Annotated in this window: 9 protein-coding genes; 5 read left to right on the top strand and 4 right to left on the bottom strand. The window is 40.5% G+C overall.

Annotated features, from left to right (window positions below; all coding sequences use genetic code 11):
* Positions 1-282 precede the first annotated feature (282 nt).
* Positions 283-1,947 (top strand): solute carrier family 23 protein, encoded by a 1,665-nt coding sequence (locus L2764_RS16735; protein WP_248941416.1) that lies wholly within the window; start codon positions 283-285, stop codon positions 1,945-1,947.
* Between the two features lie 51 nt (positions 1,948-1,998).
* Positions 1,999-2,382 (top strand): VOC family protein, encoded by a 384-nt coding sequence (locus L2764_RS16730; RefSeq protein WP_248941415.1) that lies wholly within the window; start codon positions 1,999-2,001, stop codon positions 2,380-2,382.
* A gap of 300 nt (positions 2,383-2,682) precedes the next feature.
* On the opposite strand, the gene L2764_RS16725 is transcribed toward L2764_RS16730, so the two are convergent.
* A complete protein-coding gene (locus L2764_RS16725; RefSeq protein WP_248941414.1) occupies positions 2,683-3,096 on the bottom strand; it encodes a hypothetical protein in 414 nt (137 codons plus the stop codon).
* A gap of 642 nt (positions 3,097-3,738) precedes the next feature.
* Between L2764_RS16725 and acnB the strand changes: the two genes are divergently transcribed.
* The gene (gene acnB, locus L2764_RS16720) at positions 3,739-6,336 is read left to right on the top strand and encodes a bifunctional aconitate hydratase 2/2-methylisocitrate dehydratase (RefSeq protein WP_248941413.1); all 2,598 of its coding nucleotides are present in this window, start codon (positions 3,739-3,741) and stop codon (positions 6,334-6,336) included.
* Positions 6,337-6,438: 102 nt separating this feature from the next.
* Here the strand turns inward: acnB and rsd are convergent, their stop codons facing one another.
* The gene (gene rsd / locus L2764_RS16715; RefSeq protein WP_248941418.1) at positions 6,439-6,906 is read right to left on the bottom strand and encodes a sigma D regulator; all 468 of its coding nucleotides are present in this window, start codon (positions 6,904-6,906) and stop codon (positions 6,439-6,441) included.
* A 493-nt stretch (positions 6,907-7,399) separates the two neighbouring features.
* On the opposite strand from rsd, the gene hemE reads away from it, so the two are divergent.
* Positions 7,400-8,464, top strand: coding sequence for a uroporphyrinogen decarboxylase (gene hemE / locus L2764_RS16710; protein WP_248941410.1), 1,065 nt, complete (start codon positions 7,400-7,402; stop codon positions 8,462-8,464).
* An 85-nt stretch (positions 8,465-8,549) separates the two neighbouring features.
* Here the strand turns inward: hemE and L2764_RS16705 are convergent, their stop codons facing one another.
* Positions 8,550-9,878, bottom strand: a complete 1,329-nt coding sequence (locus L2764_RS16705) for a hypothetical protein (protein ID WP_248941408.1) — start codon at positions 9,876-9,878, stop codon at positions 8,550-8,552.
* Between the two features lie 146 nt (positions 9,879-10,024).
* Here L2764_RS16705 and L2764_RS16700 point away from each other — a divergent pair, with 146 nt between their 5' ends.
* Positions 10,025-10,423, top strand: a complete 399-nt coding sequence (locus L2764_RS16700) for a type III secretion system chaperone (RefSeq protein ID WP_248941407.1) — start codon at positions 10,025-10,027, stop codon at positions 10,421-10,423.
* An 86-nt stretch (positions 10,424-10,509) separates the two neighbouring features.
* Here L2764_RS16700 and purD read toward each other — a convergent pair whose 3' ends face one another.
* Positions 10,510-11,802, bottom strand: a complete 1,293-nt coding sequence (purD, locus tag L2764_RS16695) for a phosphoribosylamine--glycine ligase (RefSeq protein ID WP_248941406.1) — start codon at positions 11,800-11,802, stop codon at positions 10,510-10,512.
* Positions 11,803-11,880 lie beyond the last annotated feature (78 nt).

Here is an 11,880-nt window from a genome sequence, read left to right as displayed (position 1 = left end):
TCATCGGGATCAATTAACACTCGGAATGTAGATAGTGCCTTGGGCACGGACTTAAGCCCTTTTAGGGCGTCACCCAAATAAGCCTCCGGCTTTGCCGGAGGTAAGTTAACTAGCTTAGTAGTTATATGAATTTAAATGAAGTTGTTTGTTTTTATTAGGGCATGAACATATTGAAGTGAAGTGAAGTGACTAGTGCTTGTTTTCATGTTTTTTATTTTTGCTCACGTTAATAATGACTGTAATTAAAATGACAAGCTCATAGACTTTTAGGCATGGAGTGCAATGATTCATTCACGTTCAAAATTGATTAGCATGACGGCACAGCAGTCATTGATTGGTTTTTTAGGATTAGCATTTTCTGTGGTGATCTTTCGCCAAAGTGGTTTTAGTGATGATGTGATTGTCGCAAAGTTACAATGGGTCTTAATAGCTTATGCGATTGGCACACTACTACAGGCGATTTATTGGCAAAAAATAGGCATTGGAACGGGATTAATGTTGCCTCCGATCAGTGGGGCTATCTATGTGCAGCCATCCATTCTTGCTATTGCAATTGGTGGCCTACCTTTACTCATTGGTATGACGATTTTTGCGGGAATGTGTGAATTTATGCTGTCTTTCATGCTTCGTCGTACGCGTATTATTTTTCCTCCTGAAATCTGTGGCTTGGTATTGCTTTTAGTGGGATTAGAATTAGGGGTGACCAGTATTCAAGCTGGAGCAAAAAAACCTTACATTATCAATAGTGCTATTTTGGTTGCTACTTTAATCCCTATATTAGTTTTAAGTGTTTGGGGAAAAGGTTACATTCGTCATGTTTGCAGCCTGATCGGTGTTTTTTCTGGTTTTGTTGTCACGCTATATTTGGAAGGGATCACCAATACGAATGGGTTCAATATGCCTTTATTCAAGTTACCGCCATTAAGTGCCATAGCGGAACAAAATATAAGCTTTAATTGGTCTTTAAGTTTACCTTTTTTTCTCGTGGGTTTTGCTGCGACCATTCGAAGTTTGGGTTTGACCATGAGTGTGCAACAAGCCAATGATCCTCATTGGCGTAAGCCTGATTATACATCATTACAACGTTCTATTCGGACCGATGGCTTGGCGGCTATGATTGCTGGTGCGCTAGGAGTGAATGGGATTAATGTCTCTCCCACATCGACGACTATGGCGATCGCTTTTCGGTGTACCGATGTGGTGTTAAGTTATGCAATGAGTGTTATTTTTGTACTACTGTCTTGTTGTACAGGGTTGCTTATTTATATTGCTAACTCTCCATTACCTATTGTGGCAGGTTTATTACTTTATTATGCAGCATTCATTTTTACTGGAGGGATCAGAACAATAGGTGCGCAATCATTTGGTATTAGGCAAGTTTTTACGATTGGCATTTCATTTTGTGTGGCGATGAGCACTTATATTATCCCTGAAGCTTATCAAGCTTTACCCGCACCTTTGGATGTCTTTGGACGCTCTAGTTTGGCGCTAGGGCTTATTTTTGCGGTTGTTTTGAATATGCTTTTTTCTATTGGTGCCAGAAGAAATGCGCGATTTATATTAAGAATGGAAAGTGTTCCTGATAAGCTGATCCGTGAAAATATTTATACTTATGGTAATTCGTGGGGGTTAAAGCAAGACTTAGTTGAAGATACTATTATGATAGCGAAGGAAATTGCTTATGATATTCATCATGCTAATTTAGCCGAAAGCGATATCGTCGTGGAAGCGAGAGATAATACCATTGAATTTAGTGTTTCTCTGACTTATACCGGAACCCCTTATAAAATGATGCCATTACAAACTGTCAATATGGAAAAAATTCTTGATGAAGAGATGTTTATCGAAGGGTTAAAAATTTATCTTCGTGGCATGATGCCTGATAAGGTGTCGACTTCTATCAATAATAATGATCATTGTTGCGTAATGATTAGTTTTAATCATTGAAAGCGTATAATGAGACGTGATTTTTAACCTTTATTTTATGGCGGGAGTGCTATGATCCCACACGAAAAAATTAATTATGTCGAATTGCCGGCAAAAGATATTGAATCTACAAAAGTTTTTTTCAATGAAGTTTTTAATTGGTCTTTTGTTGATTATGGTTCAGATTACACATCATTTTCTAATGAAGGACTCGATGGGGGATTTTTTAAATCAAAAAGGGTAATGTCTCAAAAAAATGGCAGTGCATTAATTGTTTTTTATAGTAAAAGTCTAGAAAAAACGCAAGCTAAAATTGAGGCGGCGGGTGGCAATATCATACAAGCTATCTACTCTTTTCCAGGGGGAAGACGATTTCATTTTAGTGATCCTAACGGTAATGAATTCGCAGTGTGGAGCGGCTTATTGTCATTACATAATGCTAGGATCAAAGGTTAAGGTAAAAGACGATTGTTAGGATATTTTAAGGCGTTTTATTCTCAGCTTTCTGATGAATAAATAGATTAAAAAAGCAAACCATGAAATACACATGATTGCGATAACCCAAGCTATTTTTTCTGGTTTAGATATTTTGGAAGAGCAGGCAATAAAAATAATTGGCGCGATCCATGCGACGGTATAAAGTAAGGTTAACATTCCAAAACCACTCACTTTGATAGACTCCATGTTGAATGAGGTTGCCCTCAAGTTTAAATTGAGTTGATTTTATTCATTTAATGATAAAGATAAAAGAATATTTTATCGAGAACGGCTATATAAAAAGATGGCAAGCAACGCGGGTAAATTAATGAGCCAAAGTAAAATGGTGCCGAATGTATAGATGACACTGGGGGAGTTGCCATGCAGTGTGACGTGAGATAGATAGGAATAGAGTACATTTTCGCTTAAACAGAATATGCCGACAAAAATCCAAACATAAGCAGGAAATATGTTTTTTTTGTAGATGTAACCGAATAATGCAACCAGCATAATACTGCTTGTTAGCGTATCTAAGATATCAATAAATCGGACTTCTTGGCCCATTAACCCTAAATAACTCATTAGCGTCATGCTCAGGAATGCATAAAAGTAAAATTTCCACGCAAGTTCAATTTTATGACCTTTTAAAAATGAAATACCTGATGATGAAGGGGAAATATTACTGTCTAGCACGATGATTCCTTTTTATTATTATTATTTAGTGTGCTTATCTGATGGAAGAAAGCAACTAATCCTTCGTTTTGTGACCCAGTAATAATACCACAATGAGTGTCTATTTTTCATTTTTTGTTTAAATTGTCATCGTTGAACAGGCTTTATTTAGACCAGTGATTTTTAACGTTTTAGTATGCCTACCCCTAGCCTATTACATACTGCAAAATAAATTAATGTTGTATTAGAAATCGTCTTGCTATTCCTTCATATCGCGCTACAGGTTTAGGTTATCTTCATTATAACTTTGATGAATAGTGATTGATGACGGTGAGTGTTGATATGTTACTGAAAATGTGAACACTTTGATTGATAAAGGTTTGCATTAACATTTAATGTATTTAATTAATTGTTTTTTAATGAATTTATTGTCTTGTGATGTCTGTTTTGTACTTTGTTTAAATTTAATTTGTTAACTTTATTTTTATTTCAGAATGGATAACGCTGACTTCGATGGTGTTCATCAAAAAATGCTCCCTCCGACTTTTTGACTGGGATGTAGTATAATAAACTCGAAATGAGCACGAACCTGCCCGAGTTGATAGTGTTTATCCAAGGCCGCGCAGTGTTGTTGTTCGAACGCCATAAAAGAGGAATGTTGCCGTGCTAGAAGCATATCGCAAACACGTCGCAGAACGTGCTGAAGAGGGCGTAGTCCCTAAACCACTCGATGCACAACAGGTTTCAGCACTTGTTGAGCTAGTGAAAAATCCCCCCGCAGGTGAAGAAGCGTTTATTCTTGACCTGTTAGAAAATAGGATCCCTCCTGGAGTAGATGAAGCTGCTTATGTTAAAGCGGGTTTTTTAGATGCTTTGGCACGAGGTGATGTGCAATCATCTATTTTATCAGCGGCTCGAGCCGTTGAACTGCTGGGCACTATGCAAGGCGGTTATAATATTGAGCCATTGATCGCTCAATTAGATAATGAAGCGCAAGCACCGTTAGCGGTTCGCGCCTTATCTAAGACATTACTGATGTTTGATTCTTTCCATGATGTGGTGGAAAAAATGCAAGCGGGTAACGCTGCGGCAAAACAAGTTGTCGAGTCTTGGGCGAATGCGGATTGGTTTTTAAATCGTCCAAAATTGGCAGAGAAAATCTCGTTAACGGTATTTAAAGTATCGGGTGAAACCAATACCGATGATTTATCACCGGCCCCAGATGCTTGGTCTCGTCCTGATATTCCATTGCATGCATTAGCGATGTTAAAAAATGCTCGCGAGGGTATTGTGCCAGATGTCGCGGGTACCGTCGGACCGATCAACAAAATTGAAGCACTTAAAGCGAAAGGTTTCCCATTAGTTTATGTGGGTGATGTTGTCGGAACGGGCTCTTCACGTAAATCAGCAACCAATTCAGTGTTATGGTTTATGGGAGATGATCTGCCTAATATCCCTAATAAGCGTGGTGGTGGTTTTTGTTTCGGCGGTAAAATAGCCCCTATTTTTTTTAATACCATGGAAGATGCGGGTGCGTTACCAATTGAACTTGATGTCAGTGAAATGGAAATGGGCGATGTTATCGACGTCTATCCATATGACGGTGTGGTTAAGCGCCATGATACTGATGAGGTCATCTCTCAATTTACATTAAAAACGGCTGTGTTAATGGATGAAGTGCGCGCGGGTGGGCGTATTCCATTAATCATTGGACGTAGTCTCACTGATCGTGCGCGCGAAGTGCTAAATATTGGGGCTTCTACTGAATTTGTACGTCCAAAAGATGTTGCTGATACAGGTAAAGGTTTTACACTGGCGCAAAAAATGGTCGGTAAAGCCTGTGGCGTAAAAGGGATTCGTCCAGATCAATATTGCGAACCTAAAATGACCTCGGTGGGTTCACAAGATACCACCGGTCCGATGACGCGTGATGAGTTAAAAGATTTAGCCTGTTTAGGTTTTAGTGCAGATTTAACCATGCAGTCTTTCTGTCATACTGCGGCGTACCCTAAACCTATAGATGTTAATACTCACCATACTTTACCTGATTTTATTATGAATCGAGGTGGGGTGTCACTGCGTCCAGGTGATGGTGTTATCCACTCTTGGCTAAATCGCATGTTATTACCTGATACGGTGGGTACTGGCGGAGATTCTCATACGCGCTTCCCTATTGGTATTTCATTCCCAGCAGGTTCTGGTTTAGTGGCGTTTGCTGCCGCAACGGGGGTTATGCCACTGGATATGCCTGAATCGGTATTGGTACGCTTTAAAGGTGAGATGCAGCCTGGGATCACTTTACGTGATTTAGTACATGCGATTCCTCATAAAGCCATTGAACAAGGTTTGTTGACTGTTGAGAAGAAAGGTAAAGTAAACTTCTTCTCAGGTCGAGTGCTTGAAATCGAAGGTCTTGAGCAATTAAAAGTTGAGCAAGCCTTTGAGTTATCAGATGCATCTGCTGAACGAAGTGCGGCGGGTTGTACGATTAAACTGGGTAAAGAGCCGATTATCGAATACCTAAACTCTAATATCGTCATGTTGAAGTGGATGATTGAAGAAGGTTATGGCGATCGCCGCACCATAGAGCGCCGTATTATTGCGATGCAAGAGTGGTTAGCTAATCCTGAATTGATGGAAGCTGACGCCGATGCAGAATATGCCGCCGTTATTGAGATCGATCTCAATGATATAAAAGAGCCTATCCTTTGTGCGCCAAATGATCCAGATGATGCGGTATTATTGTCTGATGTGGCCAATACACAAATTGATGAAGTTTTTGTCGGTTCTTGTATGACAAATATTGGTCATTTTAGAGCAACAGGTAAGATGTTAGATAAGTTTGCCACTAGCTTACCGACACGCCTTTGGATTGCACCTCCTACTAAGATGGATAGAGATCAATTAACGGAAGAAGGTTATTACGCCATTTTCGGCCGTGTTGGCGCGAGGATTGAGATCCCAGGGTGTTCTTTATGTATGGGGAACCAAGCTCGAGTGGCGGAAGGAGCGACGGTTGTGTCGACATCGACACGTAACTTCCCGAATCGATTAGGGACTGGTGCTAATGTGTATTTAGCCTCGGCAGAATTGGCCGCTGTTGCTGCATTACTCGGTCGCTTGCCCACAACGGAAGAATATCAAACTTATGCCAAAGAGTTAGATGCTACCGCTGCAGACACCTATCGTTATCTCAATTTTGATCAGTTACCTGCCTATACTGAAAAAGCAGATAAAGTGATTTTTCAATCTGCCGTTTAATTTAACATTGTGATCTAAAAAGCCTGCTTATTAGCAGGCTTTTTTATTGGGGGAAAAGGAGATGGAGAAAGTCGTGTCTATACAAAGTGACTAAAATGAGAATTAAGAATATTTAGTATGTAAGACTTCCAATAACTTATCTTCTAATTCGAAGCGAGTTTCCATTGCATGTCCTAAGGAAGAGAGATCTTTATCGAGATGATAGAGCACATTATCATCAGCTGATTCCGTATATTTATCATTAAAATCGAGTGCCGTATCCGTTGTTTCACTGATCCTTGGAACCAGCTTTTGTGCGAGTGCTTGACTGGATGTGCCATTTTTTTCGCATGCGGTCACAACCTGATCAAATATTTCGAAATGCCCTTCTGAAACATAGTCCATTAGGAGATCACAAAAAGCTTTAATTGATCCAAAAGTCGGTAGCGTGTTTTCAATAGGATCATAAGGAGGAAGACCTGCGATCTGGCAGTAATTGACTAACAAGTTGCGACGATTATTTAGCCATTGATCAATAAGGCTATTTGAACCACCCCATTTTTTTTGCGTTTTATCTAGTCGTTTTAACATTTTATTTCTCATCTCAAACCATTTCCATTACCTCTAATGTAGAGAGATCAACAAGGTTTATCAACTGTTTTTTGATTGTTTTTTAGTCGAAGTTGTTATTGGAATTATACCAAAAAGTTATAATTGAGACGAGAGGGGAAATAAAATGCCCAGAGGTAGCAAGCTATCTCTGGGCGAGTAAGTTTTGTACTGGCTCGATGTAACGAGCTCTTGATTGTTTTTGCTAGCGCAGAAAGTTTATATCAAAGCTGAGAGCTATGTGCAACCTTTTTGTAATGTTATTGTACATGTTTTTAATAATACGTCTGATATTATTCAGCATTTTTTGCTGTTTTTTATGCGATGACTCACGTAAAAATAGCAGTATGTTCAAGTGACTTAAGTATTAATGGATTGTTATCACATAAATAAGTCGATAAAGATTATTTTATCTGCGTAAATGCTAAACTAGCGACTATAGCTGATCTGATAACTAGTGTAGGAAGTGAGCCAAATGGCAGAATTAAAGAATGATCGTTACTTACGTGCTTTGCTAAAGCAGCCTGTAGACAGGACGCCTGTATGGATGATGCGTCAGGCTGGTCGTTATCTTCCTGAATATAAAGAAATTCGGGCGCAAGCGGGTGACTTTATGTCTTTATGTCGAAATCAAGAACTTGCGTGTGAGGTGACATTACAACCTTTACGCCGTTATGATTTGGATGCGGCTATTTTGTTCTCTGATATTCTTACCATTCCTGATGCAATGGGCTTAGGTTTATATTTTGAAACCGGCGAAGGGCCGCGTTTTGAGCGTCCTACTGATACCATTGAATCGATTAGAAAGTTATCTATTCCTGATCCTGAAGATGAGTTGGGTTATGTCATGCGGGCTGTAAGTACCATTCGACGTGAGTTGAAAGGAGCTGTGCCGTTAATTGGTTTTTCTGGATCGCCATGGACACTGGCAACCTATATGGTTGAAGGGGGTTCTAGTAAGACGTTTGAAAAAATAAAAAAAATGGCTTATGCAGAACCAGCAGCCCTGCACATGCTACTCGACAAACTTGCCGATTCAGTCATTTTGTATTTGAATGCTCAAGTGGCGAATGGTGCGCAATCTTTGATGATTTTTGATTCTTGGGGCGGCACATTATCTCATCATGCCTACAGAGAGTTTTCACTGCGTTACATGCAGAAAATTGTCGATGGACTGACTCGTTTTGCCGATGGCCGTAAAGTACCTGTCACCCTATTTACTAAAGGGGGCGGTTTGTGGCTTGAATCTATGGCTGAAACGGGCTGTGATGCATTGGGTCTTGATTGGACCGTCGATATTGGAGATGCACGTCGCCGTGTTGGCCATAAAGTTGCGCTACAAGGCAATATGGATCCTTCCATGCTGTATGCATTACCTGAGCGTATAGAACAAGAGGTGGCGCAAATACTTGCAAGCTACGGTAATGGTAGCGGTCACGTGTTTAACTTGGGCCATGGTATTCATCAACATGTGGATCCTGAGCATGCAGGTACTTTCATCAAAGCCGTTAATAACTTGTCAGGGCAATATCATAAGTAAGTATGATAAATATTGATTAAAAGTCATAGATTGACGTAGTAATATCACAAACCATACGCAGAGTATGGTTTGTGATTAAAAAGTATTATTCGCCTATAATCGAATAATCCTGTTGCAGTACTAGGTTATGTCGCAAAGTGTTAACTTCATATTCTTGACGTGCATGAGTGGTTAGATCTTTCACTTCATTAGCCAGTTCATTAAAAGCCGATACTTCATTACCGCCATTTCGACTCATGCGCTCTGCGATATCATAAATGTAACCACCACAACTCGAACCTATGACATTTTGTACTTGGCCACAAAGAATATTATCTTCGCTAAAGTGAGCTTTAGGGACTTGTTGTTTTATAATGCTCATGGCTTCTTTGAGCGCTTTTTCATATTTTTGTGTTTCTATGAATCCTAGTGCGAGTTTGGGCATGTGTTTACTGGTAGATAATCCGCTGAGCTGAAAATCATCTTGATTGGTTTTTTTAATAGTGACTAGCATCCAATGACCTTCATGTTGAAAAGGATAGACGGCTGTTTCACCTATAGCTAACTCCCTCATAGTGCTTCCTAGTTCTTTTAGAAGTTTTTCTTTAGTTTCAGTAGTATCCCCGATTTTTAAGGCATGTAATGTAATCACTTCGGATTTTACATGAGTCGGGGCGGTATTTTTTTGTTTGAGGTTATCAAATGCAGTTGCTATGGGGTTTTGATCTATTTTACGTCCAGCGGTTTCAAGGTCTTTTTTTGCTGTCCCTACTATGAGGATTACATCAGAACTGTGTGAGGCTCGGATGCTTGCAAAAAATGACAATATAGCATTTCCAATGCCTTTGATGGTATTGATGCTAAATCGATTTAATGCATCCTTTGAGCTATAAGAATCTTTAATGTAAGTATTTGTAGCATCATGAGACTGATACTCTTTTTGTAGCGCTTTACTTGCAGTAGAGAGCGATAAAGGAGGTTGGCTAGATAGTGTCTGAGCCCTTTCAGTTTGCATTTGTGCTGTAGACTGGCTTAAGTGTGCGGCCTTGGCCGCTTTAGCCATGGTACAAAGCCTGAGGATCTCTCCTTCTTTAAGGGCTGATGTTTCCCTATTGGGTTGTTCAGTGATATTGCTAAAAAATGTCTCTAGCTGTTTCGTATCCAATCCTGCTTTTTCGTAAAGGTTTTCGAAGGCCGCTTGGGTTGCCTTAAATGCTAGTTCAGGCCTTTCTTTGCTTACCGATCCTTGCTGGCTGGGATACAAGCTACCTGTTTTTGTCGTGTCTCGAGCATATAAAACAACAGTGTCTCCGTCTTCCTGGGCAGTTAGCTGAATATTATGTTCATTACTGGCAGAAGAGAGATTTCTTACACTCGTGCTTAAGTTGTCGACATCACTCCATGAGAGTGAGTTGGGAGTAAAACTGACGGTCATTAGCTATTCCTATTTTAGGATAAAGCTATTAGACTAAAGCATCTAAGGTTGTTTTTTGATCAGGGTAAGACCTGATTTTAAAACTTAAATGATATTGCTAGACTAAAAGCCATGGGCATAGTAGGGCATTAGATAGAGGTTGCGAGATGTATGATGTAAAACAGATAGATCTCATGTTTTCAGAGTTAGGTGAGCTTATTGATGCTGATAGCATTATTAAATTTGATGATCAGCATTGGAAAATTACTTTTGGAGAGGGTAAAGAGGTCGATATTACTCATACACCAGAATCTCATAAATTAACCTTAGAATCATATGTCGGTAGAGTGGAGTCAACCGATAGACAGGCACTTTATCTTTTATTGTTAGAGTATAATTATTGTTGGCGTGATACGGGCGGGATCCGTATGGCGATGCATGAGGATCATTTGGTGCAGCTCTATGACTTATTTACTCAAGAGTTAAGTCTTGATGGTTTAGTGGGCATTTTAACGCGTTTTTCAGAGCGTTTAACTATTTGGAATAATATGCTTAAAGGGGGTTAATGAGAAAGGGAAATTTATCTCCTTGCTTATGTTAAGGGCTCAAAATTAAGCGCTCCACAAGGAGATAAGCTTTTGCTCAAAGACAGTTAACTTTGTTTTTGTTGCTCGCGTTTGATGGCGCGATAACCAATATCTGTACGGAAATACACATCATCCCAATGAATACGGTCAACCAACTGGTAGGCGGCGGCTTGAGCTTGAGTCACAGTGTCACCAAGCGCTGTAGCGCAAAGTACCCGGCCACCTTTTGTGATGACTTTTCCTTCTTTCAATGCCGTACCAGCATGGAAGACTTTAGCATCACTATTACCTAAATCAATGCCTTGGATCACATCACCTTGATGATAAGCTTCAGGATATCCCCCTGCTGCCAGTACGACGCCGACAGCGGCACGTTTATCATAGTGAGCAGTGACTTTATCGAGTTCTCCTCGAGTGGCGGCAAGGCAGAGTTCAACTAAATCTGATTGTAAGCGCATCATAATAGGCTGGGTTTCTGGATCGCCAAAGCGGCAATTGTACTCGAGTACTTTGGCGCTGCCATCTGGCGCAATCATGAGTCCTGCGTATAAAAATCCAGTGTAGACATTGCCTTCAGCAGCCATGCCATTGACGGTGGGGCGAATAACATGTTGTATGGTCCAATCGTGAATGGCTTGAGTGACGACGGGTGCCGGTGAATAAGCCCCCATACCTCCGGTATTGGGGCCATTATCACCATTATCGCGAGCTTTATGATCTTGGCTGGTGGCCAGAGGCAAAATATTTTTCCCATCTACCATCACAATAAAGCTGGCTTCTTCACCCACAAGAAACTCTTCGATAACGACGCGAGCGCCAGCTTCACCAAATTTATTGCCTTCGAGCATATCTTCAATGGCACTGTCTGCTTCAGCGTGGCTGTGAGCGATGATGACCCCTTTACCTGCCGCAAGTCCATCGGCTTTGATAACAATAGGGCAGCCTATTTCTCGAACATAGGCTTTGGCTGGTTTAATGTCGGTAAAGTTTTGATAAGCCGCGGTTGGAATATGATGGCGAGCCAGAAAGTCTTTAGTAAAAGCTTTAGAACCTTCTAATTGAGCCGCGCCTTTGGTTGGACCAAAAATGGCAAGGTTAGCGGCATTAAAGGCATCGACAATGCCAGCCACTAATGGGGCTTCTGGGCCAACAATGGTGAGCGCGATTTGATTGTCTTGTGCAAAAGCAATTAATGCATCAATATTGCTATTATCGATTGCGACATTTTCGATATTGGGCTCAAGTGCAGTGCCCGCATTGCCGGGTGCAACAAACACGGTGTCAACTTGCTGAGATTGAGCCGCTTTCCAAGCGAGTGCATGTTCACGGCCACCGCCACCAATGATTAATACTTTCATTTCAATAACCTTGTAATTTTTATCCCGATTAATCTATTGTGATAATCGAGTCGAGCTAAGGTCGAGAGTAAACGCTGA

Origin of the sequence: Shewanella surugensis (genome assembly GCF_023284005.1) — a bacterium.
GTDB classification, from domain to species: Bacteria; Pseudomonadota; Gammaproteobacteria; order Enterobacterales; family Shewanellaceae; genus Shewanella; species Shewanella surugensis.
Note: the sequence above shows the minus strand (reverse complement) of the source record. Positions and strands in the feature narration are given on the sequence as shown.